A 23,419-nucleotide genomic window follows, 5' to 3' on the forward strand; every position below is an offset into this window, starting at 1 on the left:
AGCGCTTGGGCCCGACGCCGGTCAACGGATCCGCCAACCGACCGTCGGGCCCAACGGCTACCGATGAACTGCGGTGGAAGGGTCAACTCGCCAACGGTACCCGCAGCACCCCCGAGAACGTGTCCACAACGGACAGCAGTGGTGTCTCCGAGTCCGGGTGCACCACAACGCCCGTCGGACCCACCTCGATGTGCTTGTCCAACACGAACCACCCCGGCACCACGTGGTGCGCTCCGAGCGAGGTCAGCACCGGCCGCAGCGCGTAGTCCAGCGCAAGTACATGCGCAGGGCTGCCACCGGTGAGCACCGGCAACACCGTCTTACCCGCCAACGCGAACTGCGGTAAGAGGTCCAAGAGGGTCTTCAAGAGCCCGCTGTAGGCAGCCTTGTACACCGGCGAAGCCACTACGACCCCGTCTGCGGATTCGATCGCGGTGACCACGTCCACGATCGCCGGGTCCGCCACGTCGGCGTGCAGGAGCGCCTGGGGTGGCAGGTCGCGCACGCGGACCAGCCGCACGGAGTGGCCGTGGCGGCGGAGCCGGTCGGCGAGGTGTTCGGCCAGCGCGGCCGTCCGGGACTTCGCCGACGGGCTGCCGGAGAGTACGACGATCGAGGACACGGAGAACCTCCAGGGTTGATCAGGAGTACCAGGTGGGCTCGGGGACCTCGTCGCGCAGCACGAACACCCCGACCTCCCGCCGCTTGTAGGCCACCGGGTCGTGTAGCGTATGCGTGCGCACGTTGCGCCAGAACCGGTCGAGCCCTTCGCGCGCCGCCGTGGACCGCGCGCCGGTCACCTCGAACACGCCTGCGGTGACCTCCAACGCCACCTCGGTCGCCCGCGCCTTAACCGCCGCGACCCGCACCTCGTGCACGCCGCGCTCGCGCTCGGTCACCAAGTCGGGGCTCTGGTGGATGGCCAGGCCCTCTTGCGCGACCTGGTCCGCCAACGCCTCCACCGCCCACAGCTTGGCGGTGAAGTCGCCATAGATGTCGAGCACGTACGGTTCGTCCACCGCGCGTTCGTGGCCGCCGTGCAGCCAAGAGCGCGACTTCTGCGCGGTGTAGGTCCGCGCGGTCTCCAACGCGCCGCGCGCGATGCCGAGGTAGAAGTTGACGAACACCAACTGGATCGTCGGCACGTTGAGCGTGTTGTAGACCCGTGGCGTGAACTCCTTATCCACGTACCCGGCCGCCGACGCCCACGGCACGCGCACGTCGGAAATGGTCACACCGCCCGACTCCGTGAGCCGCTGCCCGATGTTGTCCCAGTCATCGTGGAAGGTCAGGCCATCGATGTCCGATGGCACGATGGCGAAGATGTGCTTGTCGGTGCCTTCCAACACGCCTTCGAGCACCGTGAGGTCCGAGACCTTGCTGCCGGTGGAGAACGACTTGTGCCCGTTGTAGACGATGGTGTCTCCCTCGTCGCGGATAGTCACATCCGCGTCCCGGGGGTTGACCGCGCCACCAAAGAAGAGCCGGTTGGTGGTCGCCAGCTCCTCCACCGCCTCGATCTGCTCGGACGTACCCACCAGGCGGGCGGCCCAGAACCACAGGTAGTGGTAGCCGAGGAGTTGCCCGATGGAGCCGTCGGCCTTGGCGACCTCACGGACCACCCGGTACGCGGTAGGCCAGTCCTGGCCCCCACCGCCGTGCCGAGTCGGCCCGAGCAACGTGACCAACCCCGAGTCCTTGAGCAGTCGAACCTCCGCGTGGGGTGTCTTCCCCTCACGGTCACGCTCGACAGCGTCGACGGCGAGCAGTGCCGACACCTCGGCGGCGCGTGTCAGCCACTCGGCAGGGGTCGTCGGGGAGGACTGGGCCCAGTCGGCCTTGGTCGTGGTCATCTCGTGCCTTCCTGTGGCGGGTCACGCGCGAAGAGGTTCAGGAGAAGCGGCGCTGCGGTCGGCGTCGGCCTCAAGGGCGCGCACGATCGGCAGCACGTTTTTGCCGAAATACTCGATTTCCTCGTGGTAGTGCAGGAAGCCCAAGAGGGCGAGGTTGACGCCAAGAGCGCGGTAGCGCACTAACCGCTCCGCGATCTGTTCCGGTGTCCCGATCAGCTTGGTGCGGAATCCGTCGTTGTACTGCACCAGATCATCGAACGACGAGTCTGCCCACATGCCCTTACCGTCGCCGGTAGAGCTACCCGCCTGCCGCACGGCATCCCGGAACCCTCCCACCGCCTCGGGGTTCGCCTTCGCCACGATCTCCCGCAGCGTCTCCCGGGCCTCCGCCTCGGTGTCACGGGCGATCACGAACCCGTTGAGGCCGAACCGGACGGTCCGGCCGTGCGCCCGAGCCGAGGTGTTCACCTCCGCGATCTGCTCGGTGACCCCGTCGAAGTCCTTGCCGTTGCTGAAGTACCAGTCGGACACCCGGCCCGCCATCGCCCGCGCGGCGGTGGAGTTGCCGCCTTGGAAGACCTCCGGGGTGGAGGTCGGCTTGGGCTTGAGGTCGTAGCCGCGCAACCGGTAGAAGTCGCCCGCGAACTCGGCGTCGTCCTCCGTCCAGCTCTTGCGCAGCACGCGGATGAACTCCTCCGACCGCCGGTAGCGCTCGTCGTGCTCCAACCACGGCTCGCCCAACGCCGTGAACTCGCCCTTGAACCAACCGGACACCACGTTCACCGCGGCACGCCCGCCGGAGAGGTGGTCGGCCGTGGTGATCAGCTTGGCCAGCACCCCGGGGTGCCACAGGCCGGGGTGCACGGCCGCGATCACCTTGAGGCGCCGCGTGGCCAGCAGCAGCGCGAGGCTGAAGCTGGTCGACTCGTGCTGGAAGGCGGCCCCGTAGCTGGCCATGTAGCGGACCTGGCTCAGCGCGTACTCGAAGCCGTTCTCCTCGGCCAGCACGGCCAGCTCGCGGTTGTAGTCGTAGGACCAGTCGGTGCGCTGCTCGATGTCGCTGACGACGAGACCGCCGCTGACATTGGGCACCCAGTAGGCGAACTTCAGTGGATCCGGTGGAACGGGCATGGCGAACTCCCGGGTCGGCCGTGGGCGGAACCGTCGGTGGGGGAGAGTTCAGCGCGGACAGCCCTGGCTGCAGACGCGGACGAAGTCGACGTGCCTGCGCCGGGTCAGCGGGTGGCCTGGCCGGGTCGTGGACACGCCTCTATCCGAACACCGAGATCGTGGAGGGTCAACCGGGGGCGTCGCGCGTCCACCCGGTGGGAAGGGGCGGCTTCGGGAATGCCTCGATACGGGGAAGTTGCCGGTCTGGGACTGTCTTGGCGCGGATAGTGCTGGTAGGGGAGCGCGCTAGTCCTGCGGTACCAGTGCCGGATCGGACGCGGCGTGCCGTAGTAGGGATCGGATGGCAGTACGCGAGCGGCGGTAGACCGACACGTCGTCGTTGAGCACCGAATACGCGTTGGCCGTCTCCATGAACGCCACCAATTCGAAGCCCAACTGCGCGGTCTCCACCTCCTCCTTGATCTCGCCGACCGCGCGCGCCTGGTCGATCAGCTTCTCCACCAGCCGCGCCCACCGCGCGGACAGGGCCACGATGGTCTCGCGCACCCGCCCGGGCTGGGCGTCGAACTCCGCGGCCACCGCGTAGAAGAAGCACCCGCCGGGGAACACCCGCCCGCGCGAGTAGTCCAGCCAGCTCACGCACAGCCGCCACACCTTCGCCAGCCCGGGGGACAGGTCCATGACCGGGACGACGACCGTGTCGATGTAGATTTTGGTGGCGGCGTCGATGGTGGCCAGTTGCAGCTCCTCCTTGGAGCCGAAAAGCCCGAAGACGCCGCTCTTGCTCAGGTGCAGGTCGGTCGACAGCCGACCCAGCGACAAGCTCGCCAAGCCCTCGACGGACGCGATCTCCACCGCACGCGCCAGGATGAGCCCGCGCGTGTGGTTCCCGCGTTGGACGCGCCCGTCCACCCGTGCCTCGGTCATCAGCCACTCTCAGCGCAAGTCGCGTCCGGGGTGCCCACCCGGACCTGGACAGATGGTACGTGACCACCGGTGACGCGGCGGTTTCGTCGATTTCCGCCGGTACAACCGCCGGATCCACCCTGCCAAAATAACCGCACGATCGATCGCACTTATGTGTTAGCGTGCGTCCATGACACACGATGTGGTCATCGTTGGGGGAGGAGCTGGGGGATGCGTAGTGGCTTCCCGGCTCGCTGATGATCCGAAGCGCACGGTCCTGCTGCTCGAGGCCGGGCCCTACTACGGCGCTGCCGAGCAGTGGCCAGAAGAACTGGTCGACGGCTTCGGCATACCGCGCACCGCCGACTGGGAGTACGCCAGCGAACCGCTGGACTACGGAGTTTCCTTCCCGCTCCGGCGCGGCAAGGTCATCGGCGGCTCGACCGCGGTGAATTACTGCGTCACGCTGCGCGGCAGACCCGTCGACCACGACGCCTGGGGGATGCCGGATTGGTCGTGGCACAAGGTGCTGCCGACCTACGAGTCCCTCGAACGCCACCCAGACGATCCGCCCGCTCGTGGCAAGACCCCAATCCGGCGCTATAGCAGGAAAGAGCTGACTGACTCGCAAGAGCGCTTCTTGGCTGCCTGCGAGACGACCGGCTATCCGCTCGTGGACGACCTCAACGCCCCATATGCCGTCGGAGCGGGTCTTACGCCTCTCAACCAGGTCGATGGCATCCGTCACAACGCTGCCCTGGTGTACCTGTCGGACGTCGATGACCGGCCGAACCTGGAGATCCGCGCGGGTACGGAAGTCCACTCCGTTGTCGTTCAAGGCAATCGCGCGACGGGCGTGCGGCTCACCTCGGGTGAAGTCATCCCCGCACGACAGGTAGTGCTGTCCGCAGGCTCTTACAACACACCGACCATCCTGATGCGCTCAGGCATCGGCCCTGCCGAGCACCTGAAGGACGTCGGAATCGACGTAGTAGTCGACAACCCGGCGGTAGGCGCGAACCTCAAGGAACACCCCACAACGGCAGTGGTCTACGCCGCCACGGCCGAACAGCACGATGAACCGCAAGCGCCGCTGCGCACCATGCTCACCCTCAAGACCGATCCGGCCGAACCCGACGCGGACATCCACATACACGCTGTCGCCACGTCTCCCACCCAGACACAAGAAGGGCACCACCCCACGGGCTACGACTTCCGCATGACCGCCGGTCTCGTCGCGCCGCGGTCAACCGGCTCGGTGCGCCTGCGGTCACGCGAGATCGGCGACCCGCCGGTCATCGACACCGGTGTTTACCGAGATCCCGAAGACGTCAGACGCGTCGTCGACGGTGCACGGGTGATCTGGCGCTTGGCCGAGAGCACGCCGCTGGCCGAGATCCTGGTCGCCGAACTCGTGCCTGGACCCGCCATCGCCGCGAGCGGCCTGGAAGACGCCGTCCGCGCCGTGGTCGGCACCTACAACCACCCTGTCGGCACCTGCCGAATGGGCCCCGGTGGGGTGGTCGACGAGCGCTGCCGCGTGCACGGCGTGGCCGACTTGGTGGTCATTGATGCCTCGGTGTTCCCCGTGAGTTCCCGCGCCACGACCACCCTGCCGGTCCTCATGGTCGCCGAGCGCGCCGTGGGAATGAACTGGGGTCACGCGTGACCGCCCTGCGGGACGACCCGCGCGTGACACCGTTCCGACACGTCAACACCGTGCACTTCGACGAACTCGATCCGCTCGGCATCCTGCACAACGCCCGGTACGCGCTGCACGTGGAGCGCGCCACCACCGCGTTCCTGCGCGGGCACGGGTTCCGCTGGGCGGCCGACACCGCCGACAACCCGGACCAGTTCCAGGTCGTACGACGCTTCGAGATCGACTTCGAGCTGCCCTTCATCGGCACCGGACCGCTGGCGGTGGAGCTCTCCGCGACCCACATCGGGACCACCAGCCTGCGCTACCGGTTCCGTTGCGTGGGTCCGAGCGGCGAGTCGCACGCTCACGGCAGCCGTTCGGTGGTCAAGCTCGACCCGGACACCTTCCGACCCGAGCCGTGGACCGCGCGCTGGCGCGCGGCGCACTTGACGGTCCTCGAGCGGGCGGACGGGACCACCTGATGTGCCCGTTCCGGTTTCCGGCCGGCCTGGGGGCGGTCGGAAACCGGAACGGGTGGTTGGACGCACGGTCGACTGGGAGGTTGGGGGATGGGACAGGCGCGGGCCACGTTCGAGCGCAGGCAGCTCGGTCTGGTGCTGCGGCGCTTGCGCGAACGCGCGGGCAAGCCGCAGCAAGCCGGAGCCGACGCGGTGGGGAAGGTCCGGTCGCGGATCGTGCAGTTGGAGGACGGCACGGCCACCGCCAGCCAAGAGGACCTCGACAGGCTCCTCGCGTGCTACGGGGCGAGCGGGGAGGAACGCCACACCGTCCTCGAACTGGGGGCGCTGGCCCGCAAGCGCCAGCAGCGGCGGGTGCACGTGGACAACCTGCCCGACGCCTACCGCCGGTTCGCCGACCTCGAGGCCAGCGCCTACGAGATCAACTCGGTGGAGAGCGGCGTCATCCCCGGCGTGCTCCAGTCCCCGGCCTACGTGCAGGCGCTGTTCGCCGAGGCCGAGGGGATCTGGTGGGAGCCGGAAGGCGCGCAGGCCGAGGACCGCTGGTTCTTCCGCATGGACCGGCAAGCCCGGCTTCTGGGGGAGAGCGACCGCCGCGTCATGCGCTTCGTCATCACCGAGGACGCGTTGCGCGCCAACATGGGGGCTCCAGAGGTGATGCATGAGCAACTGGAGCACCTGGTCAACCTGATGGACAAGTACCCGGCTCTCAACATCCGTGTGCTACCCACGGGTGTGTACGGAAATCCGGTAAGAGGCCGGACTCTGCTCGTCTTCGGTTTCGGCGACCGGGGGACACCCGTCGGCTACTCGTCAGGTGTCCCCGGCCCCGCCACCTACTACGACGGCGAGGAAGAGACCGCGAGCATGCTTCGCGCCTTCCACCGCGTATGGGACCTGACTCTGGGCCGCGAGGACTCTCGACGGCTGATCCAGAAAATCGCGAAGGAGAACGTTGATGGCACCGTCGACTCGGGACACGGGCTGGTTCAAGAGCAGCCATAGCGCCGCTGCGGAGGAGAACTGCGTGGAGATACGCCTCACCCGATCCGCCGTTGGGATACGAGATACCAAAAACCGCTCTGGAGGCGCATTGGCCTTACCGCCGGTCTCTTGGCGCACATTGATCGATGGCACCAAGTGTGGCGGGTTCGCTCTACCGCTCTGAGCGCCCGCCGCCACCGACGTGGTGCGGGCGGTCCAAGCCCGCACCACCAGGTAGCGTCGAGCACTGTGGAACAGGAGTTCGACCTTTTCGGCGCCCCCGCCTCCGACGCGGCCGTTCGCAAGGCACACGCCAACACACCGCTCGCGGTGCGGATGCGGCCTGCCACGCTCGACGAGGTCCTGGGCCAGGACCATTTGCTCGGCCCCGGCGCGCCCCTGCGCCGCCTCGTCGAAGGCGCGGCACCGGCCTCGATCCTGCTCTACGGCCCACCCGGTACCGGCAAGACCACGCTGGCCACGCTGGTCTCCTCGGCCATCGGACGCCGGTTCGTCGCCCTCTCCGCCCTATCCGCGGGCGTCAAAGAGGTCCGCACGGTCATCGAAGAAGCCCGCCGACGCCTCACGCACTCCGGTGAGTCCACCGTCCTGTTCATCGACGAGGTGCACCGCTTCTCCAGGACGCAGCAAGACGCGCTGCTCAGCGCCGTAGAGGACCGGATCGTCCTCTTGGTCGCCGCCACCACCGAGAACCCCTTCTTCTCCGTGGTCTCCCCCTTGCTCTCCCGGTCTCTTGTGCTGCAACTCCAGCCTCTTACCGATACCGACGTTCAAGCGCTCATCCGTCGCGCGGTCTCCGACGAACGCGGCCTCGACAACAAGGTCACCCTCCAAGAAGACGCCGAGGCCCACCTCGTGCGCCTCGCCGGGGGAGACGCCCGCCGCGCCCTCACCGCCCTGGAGGCCGCCGCCGACTCGGCCGCAGCCACCCGCGACGGCGACATCGACCTAGCCACGGTTGAGGCCACCGTCGACAAGGCAGCCGTCCGGTACGACCGCTCCGGCGACCAGCACTACGATGTCATCAGCGCCTTCATCAAGTCCATCCGCGGCTCCGACGTCGACGCCGCGCTGCACTACCTCGCCCGCATGATCGAGGCGGGCGAGGACCCCCGGTTCATCGCCCGCCGCCTCGTCGTGCACGCCAGCGAGGACATCGGCCTCGCCGACCCCACCGCCCTGCAGGCCGCCGTGGCCGCCGCCCAAGCCGTGCAGCTCATCGGCCTGCCCGAGGGCAGGCTCGCGCTGGCCCAGGCCACCATCCACCTGGCCACCGCGCCCAAGTCCAACGCCGTCATCACCGCCGTCGACGCCGCCATCGCCGACGTCCGCGCGGGCGGTACCGGCCTGGTACCCGCCCACCTGCGCGACGGCCACTACGCGGGCGCCAAGAAGCTCGGCAACGCCACCGGCTACCGCTACCCCCACGACGTCCCTGAGGGCGTGCTGACCCAGCAGTACCCGCCGGACGACTTGCGCGGACGCGACTACTACGAGCCCACCCAGCGCGGTGCGGAACGCAACCTCGCCGACCGCGTGCCGAAGCTGCGCAGGGTGGTGCGCGGCGAGTAATCGACTCGCCCGACCGGGCCGCCACCACGCACACTGGCCGGGGAGGGCGCGCGGTAGCCTGGCGCGGATCAATCCGCCGGTCAAGCCTATTGAGGAGGGCCCGTGACAGCAGGGCAGATCGCCGCGCTGGTGGCCGCAGGGGCGTTCGTGCTGCTGGTAGTGCTGATGGGCATCGTGCTGGTCAAGCTCGGCCGCACGCTCGACGAGGCCACCATCGCCATCCGCAAGGCCCACGAGAACAGCGACCCGCTCTTCTCCGGCGCGAACACGACCCTGACCCACGTCAACACCCAGCTCGAACGGGTGGACGGGATCACCGCCAACGCCCAGGCCGTCACCGGCAACGTCTCGGCGCTGGCCTCGGTCTTCACCGCCACCCTCGGCGGTCCGCTGGTCAAGGCCGCCGCGCTGTCCTACGGCGTCAGCAAGGCCATCCGGGCCCGCCGCAAGGCCAAGGCCGGGGTCGAGGGCAAGCACTCGTCCGGCCGCCGCCGCGCCGTCCGCCGCGGGGGGCGCTCATGAGGCGGCTGTTCTGGCTGGGCGTCGGTGTCGCTGCCGGGGTCGCCCTGTCCCGCAAGGCCCGTCGGACCGCCCACGCCGTCACCCCCGCCGGTATCGCGGGCAACCTCGGTGACGCCGTGCACGAGCTCGCCGGTGCCATCGGTGCCTTCGGCGCGGACGTGCGCGCGGGCATGGTCGAACGCGAAGAAGAACTGTCCGACGCGGTGGAGCGCCGGTCAGGCGTAACCCCAGGTCCCCGCCGCCGCGACGCGCGAGCGCGCAGGGCGGACGGCTGAGCCGTGCCCGCCGTCCGCCGCGCCGCACCAGACCGACCACTCGCGACAGAGGACCCCCAGTGCAGACCCACGAGATCTCAAGCCGCTTCCTGAACCACTTCACGCGCAACGGCCACACCCTCGTGCCCAGCGCGTCGCTGATCTTCGAAGACCCCAACCTGCTGTTCGTCAACGCGGGCATGGTGCAGTTCAAGCCGTACTTCCTCGGCCAGGCCCCGCCGCCGTACGACCGGGCCACGAGCGTGCAGAAGTGCGTGCGCACCGGGGACATCGACGAGGTCGGCAAGACCACCCGGCACAACACGTTCTTCCAGATGGCGGGCAACTTCTCCTTCGGCGACTACTTCAAGGCCGGGGCCATCGAGTTCGCCTGGTCGCTGATCACCAACGGCGTCACCGACGGCGGCTACGGCTTCGACCCCGACCGCCTGTGGGCCACCGTCTACGACGACGACGACGAGGCCTTCGAGCTGTGGCGCAAGATCGCCGGTCTGCCCGAAGAGCGCATCCAGCGCCGTGACGGCAAGGACAACTACTGGGACATGGGTGTGCCCGGTCCCGGTGGCCCCTGCTCGGAGATCTACTACGACCGCGGCCCCGAGCACGGCCGCGACGGCGGCCCGGTCGCGGACGAGGACCGGTACCTCGAGATCTGGAACCTCGTCTTCATGCAGGACGAGCGCGGCGAGCTCAGCCCCAAGGCCGGGCACAAGCCGATCGGCTCGCTGCCCACGAAGAACATCGACACCGGCATGGGCATCGAGCGCGTCGCCACCCTGCTGCAGGGTGTCGACAACGTCTACGAGACCGACCTGGTCCGCCCGGTCATCGGCAAGGCCGAGGAGATGTCCGGCCGCCGGTACGGCTCCGGCAGCCACGTCGACGACGTCCGCTTCCGGGTGATCGCCGACCACGCGCGCAGCGGCATGATGCTCATCGCCGACGGTGTCACCCCCGGCAACGAGGCCCGCGGTTACGTGCTGCGCCGCCTGCTGCGCCGCATCGTGCGTTCCGTGCGCCTCTTGGGCGTAACCGAGCCCGTCTTGGGCGAGTTCGCCGCCGTAGTGCGCGACACGATGTCGCCCTCGTACCCGGAACTGGCCTCGGACTTCCCGCGCATCGAATCGATCATGCGCAAGGAGGAAGAGACCTTCCTGTCCACCCTGGCCAGCGGGTCGCGCATCTTCGACCTCGCCGCCGACCAGCTGAAGTCCGAGGGGCACGCGCAGCTGCCCGGCGACAAGGCCTTCCAGCTGCACGACACCTACGGCTTCCCGATCGACCTCACCCTGGAGATGGCCGCCGAGAAGGGGCTGACCGTCGACGAGACGGGTTTCCGGGAGCTGATGGCCGAGCAGCGCGCCCGCGCCAAGGCCGACGCCGCCGCCCGCAAGACCGGCCACGGCGACCAGACGGTCTACCGCGACCTCCTCGCCCAGGGGGCCACGGAGTTTCTTGGCTACGAGACATTGTCCGCCGAGGCCACCGTGCGCGGGTTGGTGCGCGAAGGCGCCCGGGTCCGCCGTGCCGCCGAGGGCGAGATCGTCGAGGTCATCCTCGATCGGACCCCGCTGTACGCCGAGTCCGGTGGCCAGGAGAGCGACGCGGGCACCATCACCGGCCCCGGTGTCGAGCTGGAAGTGCTCGACGTGCAGAAGGTGGCCCGCAAGCTGTGGGTCCACCGGGTCCGGGTGCGCAGCGGCGAGATCGTCGAGGGGCTCAACGTCGAGGCCCTGGTCGACCCGGAGTGGCGTATCGGCGCCCGACAGGGCCACTCGGGCACCCACGTCGTGCACGCCGCTCTTAGGGAAGTTCTCGGCCCCACCGCGCTGCAGAGCGGCTCTTACAACAAGCCCGGCTACCTGAGGCTCGACTTCGCGTGGTCCGGTGCCTTGTCGTCGGACACCCGTAGTGAGATCGAAGAGGTCTCCAACCTCGCTGTGCGCAAAGACCTGCCGGTAAAGGTCGTCTACACCGACATGGGCGGTGCGCAGGAGTTGGGCGCCGTTGCCCTCTTCGGCGAGACCTACGACGAAACGGTCCGCGTCGTCGAGATCGGCGGCCCCTGGTCGCGCGAACTGTGCGGTGGCACGCACGTGGAGCACTCGTCGCAGATCGGCCCGATCACCTTGATCGGCGAGTCGTCGGTGGGCTCCGGCAGCCGCCGCCTCGAGGCCTACGTCGGCATGGACGCCATGCGCTACCTGGCCAAGGAACGCGCGCTCGTGCAGAACCTCGCCACGCTGCTCAAGGTCCCCGGCGACGAGGTCCCGGCCCGGGTCGAGGCCCTGGTCGACCGGCTGCGCGGTGCCGAGAAGGAACTGGAGAAGCTGCGCGCGGGGCAGTTGCTGTCGTCGGCGGGCACGCTCGCCGACAAGGCCGAGGACGTCGACGGGACCGCTCTCGTCGCCCTCCAGGTCCCGGACGGCGTGGGCGGCAACGACCTGCGCTCGCTGGCCGTCGAGGTCCGCAACCGCCTTGGTTCGCGTTCCGGCGTAGTGGCGCTGTTCTCCACCGACGGTGACAAGGTGGCTTTCGTGGTCGCCACCACCGCCACCGCCCGCGACAACGGCATCGCCGCGGGCAAACTCGTGCCTTCTTTTGTCTCGGCCATCGAAGGACGCGGCGGCGGCAAGCCGGACATGGCGCAGGGCGGCGGCGCCAACCCGGGTGGTGTCGCCGAGGCGGTGACCGCGCTCCGCAAGGCGCTGACCAGCGCATGAACGCCAAACCCGACCGGCCGGGGGCCGACGACCCGGGGCGTGGCCGCAGGCTCGCCGTGGACGTCGGCTCCGTCCGCGTCGGGGTCGCAGTGAGCGATCCGACTCCCGTTTTGGCCACTCCCCTCGTTACGCTGTCCCGCGACGAGCGGTCGGGCAGCGACCTCGACCGGCTCACCGAGCTCGTCGCCGAGCACGAGGTGGTCGAAGTGGTGGTCGGATTGCCCAGGACGCTCGCGGCGCGGCACGGCGCCGCCGCTGACGGTGCCGTCGCCTATGCCACCGAGTTGGCCCGCCGGATCACCCCGATCCCGGTGCGGCTCGCCGACGAGCGGCTGACCACGGTGTCCGCGTCGCGGATGCTCAGTGCGCGCGGGGTCCGCGGCAAGCGCCAACGCGCCGTCGTCGATCAGGCCGCGGCTGTGGAGATCCTGCAGTCCTGGCTCGACGCCCGGTCGGCTGCGCTCGCACGATCTGCGGAGGCGGAATGATGACCGACGACGAGCTGGGGTTCTTCGAGGAGCAGGAAGAAGGCGGCAAGCCGCGCAAGGACCGCAGGCGGGTCAAGCTCGCGGTCTTCGGCCTGGTCGTGCTCGCCCTCATCGGCGGGGGCGTCTGGTACGGGTGGCGGCAGCTGTCCGGCATCGGCGACTACGACGACTTCCAGGGCGCGGGCGAGACCGACATCGTGGTGGAGGTCAAGGGCGGCGACAGCACGGGTGCCATCGCCAACCGGCTCAAGGACGACGGGGTCGTCGCCAGCTCCCGCGCGTTCGTCGCGGCGTCGGAGGACGACAACCGCGTGCGCTCTGTGCAACCGGGCTACTACGTCATGCGCACCAAGATCTCCGGCAAGGACGCCGTCACCCGCATCGTCAACCCGACCTCGCGCGTGGGCAACCTGCAGATCAAGGCGGGCACCCAGTTCGACGACATCACCAACGGCACCGCGGTGACCCCCGGGGTGTACTCCCTCATCTCGAAGGCCAGCTGCGCGAACCTCAACGGCAAGCAGACCTGCGTCTCGGTCGAGGACCTGCGCAAGACGGTCGAGACGGCCAACCTGAGCGCGCTCGGCGTGCCCGAGTGGGCCATCCCGGACGCGAGCAACTCGCCGGAACCCAAGCGCAGGCTCGAAGGCCTGATCATGCCGGACGTCTACGAGGTCAAGCCGGGCACGTCCGCGGAGGAAGTGCTGAAGAAGCTCGTCGCCGACTCCTCGGCGCGGTTGCAGAGCGTGGGCATGCCCGCACTGGCCGACGCCACCGGCTTCACGCCGTACCAGCTGCTGGTCATGGGGTCGCTGGTGCAGCGCGAGGCCATCGTCGGCGACTTCGGCAAGGTCTCCCGGGTGACGTACAACCGGCTCGCCAAGGGCATGAAGCTGGAATACGACTCCACGGTCAACTACGTGCTCGACCGGCCCTCGATCATGACCAAGCCGGAGGACCGCGCGAAGGCGGGCCCGTACAACACCTACGCCAACACCGGTCTGCCGCCGACGCCGATCGCCGCGGTCAGCCGCGAGGCGCTGGAAGCGGCGGCCAAGCCCGTCGACGGCACGTGGGTGTTCTTCGTCCGCTGCCAGAAGGACGGCACCTCCTGCTTCGCGAACACGTTGGAAGAGCACCAGGCGAACGTGGCGCTGGCCGAAAAGAACGATGCCTACTGACCGGCGCAGGGCGGCCGTCCTCGGCTCGCCCGTGGCGCACTCGCTGTCCCCGGTCCTGCACAGCGCCGCCTACGCCGCGCTCGGCCTGGAGTGGTCCTACGACCGCGTCGAGTGCGACGAGCAGCGGTTGCCCGGGTTCGTCGCGGACCTGGGGGAGGAGTGGGTGGGGCTGTCGGTGACCATGCCCGGCAAGCGCGCGGCCTTGGCGGTCGCCTCCTCGGTGTCCTCGCGCGCGGAGGCGGTGGGGGCGGCCAACACGCTGGTCCGCGGTGCGGACGGGTGGTTCGCGGACTGCACGGACATCGATGGCGTGGTTGGCGCACTACGGGCCACGGGGTTCGCGGATGGCGTTAATGGCGTCATCTTGGGTGCTGGTGGGACTGCGTGCGCTGCCTTGGCAGCGTTCGCGGAGTTGGGCATCGAGTCGGCGACGGTGGTGGTCCGTGATCCGGCGCGGGCCGTGGACGCCGTGGAGTGCGCGGAGAAGTCGGCTTTGCCGCTGGAAGTCCTGCGCTTGTCGGACGTGGATCTCGCCCGTCTCGCCGTGGCCTCTTCCGTCCTGGTCAACACCGTGCCGCCCGCGGCGACCGCTCCGCTGGCCCGGGAGTTGTCCACAACCCCGCACCTGCTGGACGTCATCTACCACCCCTGGCCCACGCCGCTGGCCGAGGCCGTGACGGCGGCGGGCGGCCGGGTGGCCACGGGCCTCGACATGCTGCTCCACCAGGCGTTCGGCCAGGTCACCCACTTCACCGGCGCCCCCGCCCCCCGCGCCGCCATGCGCTCGGCGCTGCGCGAGGCCACCGGCGCGCTCCACGACCTACCGCTGTAAGCACACCTCGCCAATCCTGTCAAACACTCCATCCCCACCGCATTGAGCGACTGCCGCCCTCCCCTTTGCTCGCCTAACCTGGAAAGCGAGCAAAGGAGATCTCAGTGCCACTCCCCAAAACCCTTCCTCTTCTCTCCACTTCGGACTCCAGGACCTGTTGTCGCGCAAGTCAACCCGCCCAAGTAGCCAGGTCGGGCACACCCGCAGGCGCTCCGACGGCCTTTCCCTGTCCGAATCGCCCCGCCATAAACATCCCTGCCCCCAACGCATCCACTCCCGACACCATCAACCCCGCGTCACCCGCTGTGCCCACCTCTTTCCGTCGTCGCGTGCCACGGCCGCGCGGTATCCCGCTGCCATTCCGCGACCTTCCACTCCGTCCCGCTCAACCCGATCCCCAGGCGCCACAACCACATCCCGCGCCTCCGGGCCGGAGTCCCGGTCGCCTTCGGGAATTCCTTCGACGCACGTTGGCGGCGAGATCTGCCCGTTGGGCCGGTCCTCGCCTGTTCTGGCCCGTCGCGCTGTTCTTGGTGCTCGCGGGCAACGTCCTGCCCGTTCAGCTACCGGTGCTCGTCTTCCTGGGCGGAGTCGTCGGGTTCGCGATCGGTGCGGCCACAAGGGTTCTCGCCGCCCGCCTCCACCCGGAGACCGCCGTGCCTGCCGGTTGGTGTGAGTACCCGGCGGTGGTTCTCTGGTCGGCCACCGCCGCGTGCGCACACCTGATCCCGTCGTGGTGGTTGCCGCCGGTCCTGTTGCTCGTCACTCTCGCCGTGCCCCTCACTGCCATCGACCTCCGCCACCGCAGACTGCCCGACTTCCTGACCCTCCCCGCGATCCCGCTCGCCCTGCTGCTCCTCACCTACGCGGCCATCGCGGGCCCAGGTCTCACCCTGCTCCGCGACGCCGTCATCGGAAGCCTGGCCTTCGCAGGATTCCACGCACTGGCCCACTACCTGTCCCCTTCCGCCCTCGGCTTCGGCGACGTCAAGCTCTCCCTGTCCCTCGGTGCCATGCTGGGAGCCGCAGGCCCATGGGCGCTGCTCCTCGCCCCCGGCATCGCCGCGATCATCACGCTCACCCTCTACCCGGGCTGGGGCCGATCCATCCCACACGGCCCTGGTCTACTCGCCGCGACCTACGCGCTGGTCTTACCCGCGTACCTGTGAGCGCCTAGGACCGGCCTGCGGCGCCCGTCCACGAAAATCCGCCTCGCCTGCGACAGGCACGCACTCGGTTCGAGCCTGCCGACACCGCAACGTGGTCGAACGCTCCAAGAACAGATTCGACCAGTTCGGGACCCTGTCCACCAGCCACGCCAAACGCGCCGCTTGCTATCGGGTGCGGGGCATGAGTCGACCGGTGAGCAATGGCGGGTGATCGAGCTCTTGCTTCCCGTTCCGGGAGGCAAGTGACGGCCTCGGGGTAAGGTCCGCCAGGTCAGCAACGAGATGCTGTTCAAGGCGAAGGCCAAGGCTAGGCGCTGCGGCTAGGCCGTGTCCTGCGGATCTTTGTCGTGATCGTGTGTGGATGATGGGGTGTGGTCGGACGTGGTGAGTTGACGGACAAGGCGTGGGCGGTGATCGCGCCGTTGTTGCCCGCGCAGAGCGGGCGGCGTGGTGGCCGGTGGCGTAGTCACCGGCAGGTGATCGACGCGATCCTGTGGAAGGAACGCACCGGTGCGCCGTGGCGTGACCTGCCGGAACGGTATGGGCCGTGGAAGACCGCGCACGAGCGGTTGCGGAAGTGGACCGTGGACGGGACCTGGGATCGGATCCTGGAGCACGTGATCGTCAAAGACGACTCCCTCGGAACGCTGGAGGACAACGTCGCGTTCGTGGTCAGCGTCGATTCCACCAGTGTCCGGGCGCACCAGCACGCCGCCGGTGCCCGGAAAAAGGGGGCTGCGCGGACTGGATCGAGGACCTCGCCGTCGACGGGGAATGTCTCGGACGTTCCCGAGGCGGACTGAGCACCAAGCTCCACCTGGCGGTCGACGCCGCGGGTCTGCCACTGGCGGTGATCCTGACGCCAGGCCAGGCCGGGGACAACCCGCAGCTGTTGCCGCTGCTCGGCGATATCCACACCATCGACGTCGATGGGCGGCGGGTGCGGGTCGGGAGGGTGATCGCCGACAAGGCCTACACCCACCCGAGCACCCGCACCGCGTTACGGCAGCGGCGGGTCAAGGCCACCATCCCTGAACGCGTCGATCAGATCGCTCGCCGCAAGGCCAAGGGCTCGGCCGGTGGCAGACCACCGGCCTTCGACCCCGACCTCTACAAGCTCCGCAACGTCGTCGAACGCTGTTTCAACCGCCTCAAACAATTCCGCGGCCTGGCCACCAGATACGCGAAACGAGCCGCCTACCACCGCGCCGAGATGATCCTCGCCTGCATCGTCCTTCACCTCCGATGAAGATCCACAGGACACGACCTAGGCCGTGTTTCAGATGTGGATCTTGGGTGTGGTGGTGTCCGGGATGTGGAGAGGTCTTCGGTAGACGGGTAAGCGACCGAGCGAGCCTGTACCACCGGAGACCTCGTGACCGGCGTGGTGGTAACGGTCCGGGCTCGATCACCCGTGTCCATGACCATGGCGCCCGGGGCGAGGAATAGAGGGCTCTGCGGGTCGAGCCACTCGACACCCCGGCAGGTGGGAGCGAACCGGACGGTCATGCGCTGGGCAGGGCGCGTGGCGGGTGGACCAGCACGCCGCACCTGGCGTGTGAGCAGGGGCGCACGCCGTTGTCGTTGCTGCTCGCCGCCGGGCGCCGCGGTGACAGCCCGCAGTTCACTGCTGTGATCGAGGGCATCCGGGTGTCCTGTTCCGGCGGCGGCCGTCCCGGGACCCGGCCCGGTCGGGTGCTCGCGGTCAAGGCCTGCTCCTCTCTCGCGAACAGGTCCTGCCTGCGCCGACGGGGCATCAGGGCCACGATCGCCCAACCCCGCGACCAAGCCGCCCACCGCAAGAACAAAGGCTCCTCCGGTGGGCGCCCGCCCGCGTTCGACACCGAGACATACCAACAACACCACACCGTGGAATGCGGCATCGACCTGCTCACACAACACCGGGCCATCGCCACCCGCTACGACAAGACCCCGGTTCGTTCCACGCCATGGTCGACCTGTGGCCACCCTCGCGCTCGGGCCTTGGAGACAGGCACCGGCACGCGGTAGGCGGTGCTTCTGACCCCGGGTGTGCCGGGACCACCGGTTCGACCGGCTTTCCGGAGGCCGGTGCCCTGGAATCGCTTCGTCGATCGAGCATCGGCGCGGTCGTGACGTCGCTGGGCAAGGAGGGATCGCGGGGTGGCAAGTCTGCTGAGCTGCTCAAGTTCGGAGAGTGGAATGGACCGGTCCGGGGAGCGGACATGTCGAGGTCGTCAAGGTCACGCCGGGCGCCGGGGAGGTGTGCCCTCATGACAGGATCAGGAGGTGCTGCGTTGGATAACCGCTGGAGAGTCACACGGCCCCGCGTTGGTCGCCGTGCTGGAGGGCATGGTGGCGGGCGTGGAGGTCACGACCGACGACCTCAACGCCCAGTTGGCCAGGCGCAGGCTCGGCTTCGGCCGCAGCCCCCGGATGGGATTCGAGACGGATGCGGTCGAGTTCCTCGGCGGGGTCCGCCACGGCCTGACCCAGGGTGGACCGGTCGCGGTGCGGATCGAGAACGCCGAGTGGCCCAAGTGGGAGCGGGTCATGTCCCCCGACCCGGTAGACCCGGCCGAACTCGCCGAGCTCGGGCGCAACGAGCCGCTGACCCGGCCCCGGCCCGGCCACGCCGACCTCGCGGGCATGCAGAAGTACGGCTTCGACGAGGCCCGCCCGGTCCTCGAGCGGGCCAGCGCCCGCGAGACCGCGGGTCGGACCGCGCTGGGCACCGTCGCCCGGGCGTTCCTGCGGCAGCTCCTCGGCGTCGAGGTCATCAGCCACGTGATTTCCATCGGCGGCGCGGTGGCCCCGGAAGGACCGCTCCCCGGTCCCGAGGACCTCGCCGCGATCGACGAGAGCCCGGTGCGGGCCTTCGGGCAGGTGGGCACCGACGCGATGGTCGCCGAGGTCGAGGCCGTCAAAAAAGCCGGTGACACGGTCGGCGGGGTCATCGAGGTCATCGCCTACGGGCTGCCGCCGGGCTTGGGCTCGCACGTGCACTGGGACCGCAGGCTCGACGCGCGGCTGGCCGGGGCGCTGATGGGCGTGCAGGCGATGAAGGGCGTCGAGATCGGCGACGGGTTCACCACCGCCCAGCGGTGGGGCAGCCAGGCGCACGACGAGATCGACCGGGCCGAGGGCACGCTGACCGGCGTCACCCGGCGGACCAACCGCGCGGGTGGACTGGAGGGCGGCATCACCAACGGCGAGCCGCTGCGGGTTCGGGTCGCCATGAAGCCGATCTCCACGGTGCCGCGCGCACTGTCCACTGTGGATGTTGTGACCGGTGAGCCCGCGGTCGCCATCCACCAGCGCTCGGACGTCTGCGCCGTGCCCCGCGCCGGGGTGGTGCTGGAGTCGGTGGTGGCGCTGGTGCTGGCCGAGACCGCGCTGGAGAAGTTCGGCGGCGACTCCATCGCCGAGAGCAAGCGCAACGTCGAGGGCTACCTCGACGCCGTGCGGAACCGCTGGTGAGCCCGGTCGCGGTCGTGGTCGGCCCGCCGGGGGCGGGGAAGACGACCATCGGCGAGGCGTTGGCCGCGGCGCTCGGTGTCGGGTTCCGCGACACCGACGCCGACGTCGTCGCGACCGCGGGCAAGCCGGTGACCGACATCTTCACCGAGGACGGCGAACCCGCGTTCCGCGCCTTGGAGGCCGCTGCCGTGGCCACCGCGCTGGCCGAGCACGACGGCGTGCTCGCGCTCGGCGGCGGCTCAGTGCTGGCCGACTCGACGCGGGCGCTGCTGGCCGCGCACACCGTGGTCTTCCTCAACGTCGGGCTGGCCGAGGGCGTTCGACGCACCGGGCTGTCCACGGCGCGGCCGCTGCTCGCCGGGGTCAACCCGCGGGCCACCTTCAAGGAGTTGCTGGACGCGCGCCTGCCGCTCTACCGGGAGATCGCGACCGTCGAGGTACCGACCGACTCCGCGACGCCGGAGGAGATCGTCGACCACATCGTCGGCGCCCTCCGGGCCGCGCCACACCAGACACCGCGGCCGAACCAGTGACCGCCGCACCGGAGGGAACCCCGTGACCGAGCAGCCGAGCCGCATCAGGGTCGCTACCGGACAGCCGTACGACGTCGTGATCGGCCGTGGCCTGCTCGACGAGCTGGTCGAGGCGGTGCGCGGCTCGTCCAAGGTGGCCATCGTGCACACGCCGACGCTGGCGGCCACGGCGCAGGCGACGCGGGACGAGCTGACCGGCGCCGGGATCGACGCGCACACCGTCGAGATCCCCGACGCCGAGGACGGCAAGGCGCTGTCGGTGGCCGCGTTCTGCTGGGAAGTGCTCGGCCGCATGGGCATGGACCGGCAGGGGACCGTCGTCGCGCTGGGCGGCGGCGCGGTGACGGACCTGGCGGGCTTCGTGGCCGCCACCTGGATGCGCGGCATCCGGCTGGTCAACGTGCCGACCACGCTGCTGGGCATGGTCGACGCGGCGGTCGGCGGCAAGACCGGCATCAACACCGACGCGGGCAAGAACCTCGTCGGGGCCATCCACGAGCCCTCCGCCGTCCTGGTCGACCTCGCCACCCTCGCCACCCTGCCCCGCAACGAGCTCGTCGCGGGCATGGCCGAGGTGGTCAAGGGCGGCTTCATCGGCGACCCGGTCATCCTCGACCTCATCGAGGCCGACCCCGAGGCCGCGCTCGACCCGGCTGGTCCGGTGCTGCCCGAGCTGATCCGGCGCAAGATCCAGGTCAAGGCCGACGTCGTGGCCTCCGACCTGCGCGAGGCCAACCTGCGCGAAACGCTCAACTACGGCCACACCCTCGCCCACGCCATCGAGCGCCGCGAGCGCTACCGGTGGCGCCACGGCGCGGCCGTGAGCGTCGGCATGGTCTTCGTCGCCGAACTCGCCCGGCTCGCGGGTAGGCTCGATGACGCCACCGCCGACCGGCACCGCTCGATCCTGACCTCGATCGGGCTGCCGGTCACCTACGACCCCGACGCCCTGCCGCAGCTCATCGAGACCATGCTGGGCGACAAGAAGACCAAGTCCGGCGTCCTGCGCTTCGTCGTCCTCGACGGGCTCGCCAAGCCTGCCCGGCTCGAAGGGCCCGACCCGGCGCTGCTGGCCGCCGCCTACTCCGCCGTCGCCGCCGACGGCAAGCAGTCCGGGGGTGTCCTGCTGTGAAGGTCCTCGTCCTCAACGGCCCCAACCTCGGCAGGCTCGGCAGCCGCGAGCCGGTCATCTACGGCAGCACCACCTACGCCCAGCTCGTCGAGCTCTGCCAGGAGACCGGTCGCGAGCTGGGGCTGGAGGTCGAGGTCCGACAGACCGACCACGAGGGCGAGATGCTCGGCTGGCTGCACGAGGCCGCCGACAGCACCACCCCCGTCGTGCTCAACGCGGGTGCCTGGACGCACTACTCGATCGCCGTCCGGGACGCCGCCGCGCAACTCACCGCGCCCCTGGTGGAGGTGCACATCTCGAACGTCCACCAGCGCGAGGAGTTCCGGCACCACAGCTTCATCTCGGCCATCGCCGCGGGCGTCATCGTCGGTCTCGGCGTCGACGGCTACGACTTGGCTCTGCGCTGGGTGGCCAAGAACGCGGGATAGGCGCGATACCCGCCGCTCGTCGGTTCGACGGCTGAGCCCTGCGCCGACGTCGAAGCAGACCTCGGTTGTCGGTGTCCACGTCCGCGCGCGTGGCGGTTGAACTCGGCCATGGCGCGGCCTCGGTTGGCGACCGGGTACCAGCTCACCGAGGGTGAGCACACCCGGATTCGAGGCGGTCAGGGGCTCTGGATCGGTTCACCCGATCGTGTTGCGCCCGGCTCACCCGTTCGGCCGTGTTGCGGTGTGGTCGGTGATGCGGACCCGCGCTCGACGGTGGGCGCCGGTGTCAGACCGCGTTGCGGCGGCGCGGGGACGGCGCCTGCCGCGCGGGGGTGGCGGCGGGCGGGTCTTCGTCGTCGGCCGGGAGTTCGCGCAGGGCCAGGCGGGGGCCGACGAGGAGGCCCAGTCCAGCCGGGACCAGGACCAGCAGGGCGGTGAACGCGGCGCCGCCCGTCAGGGCCTGGCCGAGGGCGCTCACCCCGGTCTGGTCGACGAACACCGCGCGCCCGACGACGCCGAGCACGGCGGCGCCCCACCCGGCGACTAAGGCCGCGATCACCCAGGCCCGGCCCCGGTCGACGACCCCGCGCCACCCGTCGACCGCGGCCCACACCGCCGCGACACCGACCAGGGCGCCCAGCACCAGGGCCTCGAGCCCGTGCCACCCGACCGGGTCGGCGGCCTTCAAAGCGGCGACGGCCACGGCCGATCCCGCGTGCACCACCGCCAACGCCGCGCCGCGCACCAGCCACGTCTGCATTACTCCAGCGTAGGCCCCGGAACCCGGTTGCCGGGCCGGAAGCCGGGCGACGGTACACTTCCCGCCGGAGTAGCGGTCGCCGTCTGGCCGGGTGTCGTCACGCCCGCCTCCCACCGACCCACGAAGCAGCCCATGGTCGTCGAGGGATCCCGCGCGGGTCCGCCGGACGACCACGCCCGGACAACAGGAGATCCCCCCAGTGGCCTCGACCAACGACCTGAAGAACGGCCTGGTGCTCAACCTCGAGGGCCAGCTCTGGACCGTCGTCGAGTTCCAGCACGTCAAGCCCGGCAAGGGTCCGGCCTTCGTGCGGACGAAGCTCAAGCACGTGATGACGGGCAAGGTCGTCGACAAGACGTTCAACGCGGGCGTCAAGGTCGAGACGGCCACCGTCGACCGCCGCGAGATGACCTACCTCTACAACGACGGCGCCGAGTTCTACTTCATGGACGGCGAGTCCTACGAGCAGATCGGCATCAACGCCGAGACCGTGGGCGAGCAGTCCCGGTTCCTGCTGGAGAACGGCACCGCCGTGGTCTCCTCGCACGAGGGCGTGCCGCTGTTCATCGAGCTGCCGACCTCCGTCGAGCTGATCATCGAGCACACCGACCCCGGCCTGCAGGGCGACCGCTCCACCGGCGGCACCAAGCCCGCGCGGCTCGAGACCGGCGCGGAGATCCAGGTCCCGCTGTTCGTCACCACCGGCGAGAAGGTCAAGGTCGACACGCGCGACGGTCGCTACCTCGGCCGGGTCAACAACTGACGTGGGTGCTCGCAGCAAAGCCCGCAAGCGGGCGGTGGACCTCCTCTTCGAGGCCGCCGTCCGCGGCGCCGACCCGGTCACGCTCCTGGCCGACCGGGTCGGTTCCCCCGACGTCCCCCCGGTCAACGACTACACGGTGACCCTGGTCGAGGGCGTGAGCGCGAACCGCGCCCGCATCGACGAACTGCTCACCGAACACGCCGAGGGCTGGACCCTGGCCCGCATGCCCGCCGTGGACCTGGCCGTGCTCCGCCTCGGGCTGTACGAGATCCTCTGGGCCGCCGACGTCCCCGACGCCGTGGCCATCGACGAGGCCGTCCAGCTGGCCAAATCCCTCTCCACCGACGACTCCCCGCGGTTCGTCAACGGCGTTCTCGGCCGCATCGCGGGCATCGCCGACCGCCTCCGCGCCACCCTCTAGCCCCCGCGGCGCCGATTCACCCGATCCAGCGACGGCGTGTTGGCCCGCAGCGCACCCGGCGCGGACCTCCGCCCCGCTACGGTTTTCCCACTGCCCCGTCCGACCTGTGAAGACCCCCCTTGGATCAATGATCCCCCACAGGCCG

23 protein-coding genes and 1 pseudogene are annotated in these 23,419 nt (G+C 69.8%); 19 read left to right on the plus strand and 5 right to left on the minus strand.

Translation table 11 applies throughout. The features are described 5' to 3' along the window. Positions 1 to 82: 82 nt before the first annotated feature. From ssuE to V5P93_RS09330, 4 genes are all read right to left on the minus strand, one after another. Positions 83 to 622, minus strand: a complete 540-nt coding sequence (ssuE, locus tag V5P93_RS09315) for an NADPH-dependent FMN reductase (protein WP_104482328.1) — start codon at positions 620 to 622, stop codon at positions 83 to 85. Positions 623 to 641: 19 nt separating this feature from the next. Beyond that, a complete protein-coding gene (locus V5P93_RS09320) occupies positions 642 to 1,853 on the minus strand; it encodes an acyl-CoA dehydrogenase family protein (RefSeq protein WP_104482327.1) in 1,212 nt (403 codons plus the stop codon). Positions 1,854 to 1,874: 21 nt separating this feature from the next. Continuing rightward, a complete protein-coding gene (gene sfnG, locus V5P93_RS09325; RefSeq protein WP_104482326.1) occupies positions 1,875 to 2,984 on the minus strand; it encodes a dimethylsulfone monooxygenase SfnG in 1,110 nt (369 codons plus the stop codon). 285 nt (positions 2,985 to 3,269) lie between these two features. After that, the gene (locus tag V5P93_RS09330; RefSeq protein ID WP_104482325.1) at positions 3,270 to 3,911 is read right to left on the minus strand and encodes a TetR/AcrR family transcriptional regulator; all 642 of its coding nucleotides are present in this window, start codon (positions 3,909 to 3,911) and stop codon (positions 3,270 to 3,272) included. A 169-nt stretch (positions 3,912 to 4,080) separates the two neighbouring features. Here V5P93_RS09330 and V5P93_RS09335 point away from each other — a divergent pair, with 169 nt between their 5' ends. The 17 genes and pseudogenes from V5P93_RS09335 to aroQ all read left to right on the plus strand — a co-directional run bounded on the left by V5P93_RS09335 (position 4,081) and on the right by aroQ (position 21,330). Then, positions 4,081 to 5,559: a GMC family oxidoreductase gene (locus V5P93_RS09335; protein ID WP_104482324.1), complete on the plus strand. Its 1,479-nt coding sequence runs from the start codon at positions 4,081 to 4,083 to the stop codon at positions 5,557 to 5,559. Continuing rightward, positions 5,556 to 6,014 (plus strand): thioesterase family protein, encoded by a 459-nt coding sequence (locus tag V5P93_RS09340; protein WP_181043813.1) that lies wholly within the window; start codon positions 5,556 to 5,558, stop codon positions 6,012 to 6,014. The genes V5P93_RS09335 and V5P93_RS09340 overlap by 4 nt, the downstream gene beginning before the upstream one ends. 87 nt (positions 6,015 to 6,101) lie before the next feature. Next, positions 6,102 to 7,016, plus strand: a complete 915-nt coding sequence (locus V5P93_RS09345) for a helix-turn-helix transcriptional regulator (RefSeq protein ID WP_104482322.1) — start codon at positions 6,102 to 6,104, stop codon at positions 7,014 to 7,016. Further along, positions 6,970 to 7,179, plus strand: a complete 210-nt coding sequence (locus V5P93_RS09350) for a DUF397 domain-containing protein (RefSeq protein WP_104482321.1) — start codon at positions 6,970 to 6,972, stop codon at positions 7,177 to 7,179. Before V5P93_RS09345 ends, V5P93_RS09350 begins: the two co-directional genes overlap by 47 nt. 65 nt (positions 7,180 to 7,244) lie before the next feature. Continuing rightward, a complete protein-coding gene (locus tag V5P93_RS09355; protein ID WP_104482320.1) occupies positions 7,245 to 8,588 on the plus strand; it encodes a replication-associated recombination protein A in 1,344 nt (447 codons plus the stop codon). 102 nt (positions 8,589 to 8,690) lie between these two features. Beyond that, complete coding sequence (locus tag V5P93_RS09360) at positions 8,691 to 9,110, plus strand: DUF948 domain-containing protein (RefSeq protein WP_104482319.1); 420 nt, start codon at positions 8,691 to 8,693, stop codon at positions 9,108 to 9,110. Next, a complete protein-coding gene (locus V5P93_RS09365; protein ID WP_104482318.1) occupies positions 9,107 to 9,385 on the plus strand; it encodes a hypothetical protein in 279 nt (92 codons plus the stop codon). The genes V5P93_RS09360 and V5P93_RS09365 overlap by 4 nt, the downstream gene beginning before the upstream one ends. 59 nt (positions 9,386 to 9,444) lie before the next feature. Next, positions 9,445 to 12,108, plus strand: a complete 2,664-nt coding sequence (alaS, locus tag V5P93_RS09370; protein ID WP_104482317.1) for an alanine--tRNA ligase — start codon at positions 9,445 to 9,447, stop codon at positions 12,106 to 12,108. Further along, a complete protein-coding gene (ruvX, locus tag V5P93_RS09375; RefSeq protein ID WP_104482316.1) occupies positions 12,105 to 12,596 on the plus strand; it encodes a Holliday junction resolvase RuvX in 492 nt (163 codons plus the stop codon). Before alaS ends, ruvX begins: the two co-directional genes overlap by 4 nt. Next, positions 12,596 to 13,777 (plus strand): endolytic transglycosylase MltG, encoded by a 1,182-nt coding sequence (gene mltG / locus V5P93_RS09380; protein ID WP_104482315.1) that lies wholly within the window; start codon positions 12,596 to 12,598, stop codon positions 13,775 to 13,777. The genes ruvX and mltG overlap by 1 nt, the downstream gene beginning before the upstream one ends. Continuing rightward, positions 13,767 to 14,609, plus strand: coding sequence for a shikimate dehydrogenase (locus V5P93_RS09385; protein WP_104482314.1), 843 nt, complete (start codon positions 13,767 to 13,769; stop codon positions 14,607 to 14,609). The genes mltG and V5P93_RS09385 overlap by 11 nt, the downstream gene beginning before the upstream one ends. Positions 14,610 to 15,142: 533 nt before the next feature. After that, complete coding sequence (locus V5P93_RS09390; protein WP_181043812.1) at positions 15,143 to 15,778, plus strand: prepilin peptidase; 636 nt, start codon at positions 15,143 to 15,145, stop codon at positions 15,776 to 15,778. A gap of 371 nt (positions 15,779 to 16,149) precedes the next feature. Further along, positions 16,150 to 17,027, plus strand: a pseudogene (locus V5P93_RS09395) (IS5 family transposase). Positions 17,028 to 18,046: 1,019 nt separating this feature from the next. Continuing rightward, the gene (gene aroC, locus V5P93_RS09400) at positions 18,047 to 19,237 is read left to right on the plus strand and encodes a chorismate synthase (RefSeq protein ID WP_104482311.1); all 1,191 of its coding nucleotides are present in this window, start codon (positions 18,047 to 18,049) and stop codon (positions 19,235 to 19,237) included. Next, positions 19,234 to 19,770, plus strand: coding sequence for a shikimate kinase (locus V5P93_RS09405; protein WP_181043810.1), 537 nt, complete (start codon positions 19,234 to 19,236; stop codon positions 19,768 to 19,770). Before aroC ends, V5P93_RS09405 begins: the two co-directional genes overlap by 4 nt. 22 nt (positions 19,771 to 19,792) lie before the next feature. Further along, positions 19,793 to 20,902 (plus strand): 3-dehydroquinate synthase, encoded by a 1,110-nt coding sequence (gene aroB, locus V5P93_RS09410; RefSeq protein ID WP_104482309.1) that lies wholly within the window; start codon positions 19,793 to 19,795, stop codon positions 20,900 to 20,902. Further along, complete coding sequence (gene aroQ, locus V5P93_RS09415; protein WP_104482308.1) at positions 20,899 to 21,330, plus strand: type II 3-dehydroquinate dehydratase; 432 nt, start codon at positions 20,899 to 20,901, stop codon at positions 21,328 to 21,330. The genes aroB and aroQ overlap by 4 nt, the downstream gene beginning before the upstream one ends. Positions 21,331 to 21,616: 286 nt before the next feature. Here aroQ and V5P93_RS09420 read toward each other — a convergent pair whose 3' ends face one another. Continuing rightward, positions 21,617 to 22,090 carry a hypothetical protein gene (locus V5P93_RS09420; protein ID WP_245931647.1) on the minus strand — a complete coding sequence of 158 codons (474 nt, stop codon included), beginning with the start codon at positions 22,088 to 22,090 and terminating at the stop codon, positions 21,617 to 21,619. 199 nt (positions 22,091 to 22,289) lie between these two features. Here V5P93_RS09420 and efp point away from each other — a divergent pair, with 199 nt between their 5' ends. Both efp and nusB read left to right on the plus strand, forming a co-directional pair. Further along, positions 22,290 to 22,853 (plus strand): elongation factor P, encoded by a 564-nt coding sequence (efp, locus tag V5P93_RS09425; RefSeq protein WP_104482307.1) that lies wholly within the window; start codon positions 22,290 to 22,292, stop codon positions 22,851 to 22,853. 1 nt (position 22,854) lies between these two features. Beyond that, positions 22,855 to 23,274 (plus strand): transcription antitermination factor NusB, encoded by a 420-nt coding sequence (nusB, locus tag V5P93_RS09430; RefSeq protein WP_104482306.1) that lies wholly within the window; start codon positions 22,855 to 22,857, stop codon positions 23,272 to 23,274. Positions 23,275 to 23,419 lie beyond the last annotated feature (145 nt).

This window comes from Actinokineospora auranticolor (assembly GCF_041897805.1).
Classification (GTDB): domain Bacteria; phylum Actinomycetota; class Actinomycetes; order Mycobacteriales; family Pseudonocardiaceae; genus Actinokineospora; species Actinokineospora auranticolor.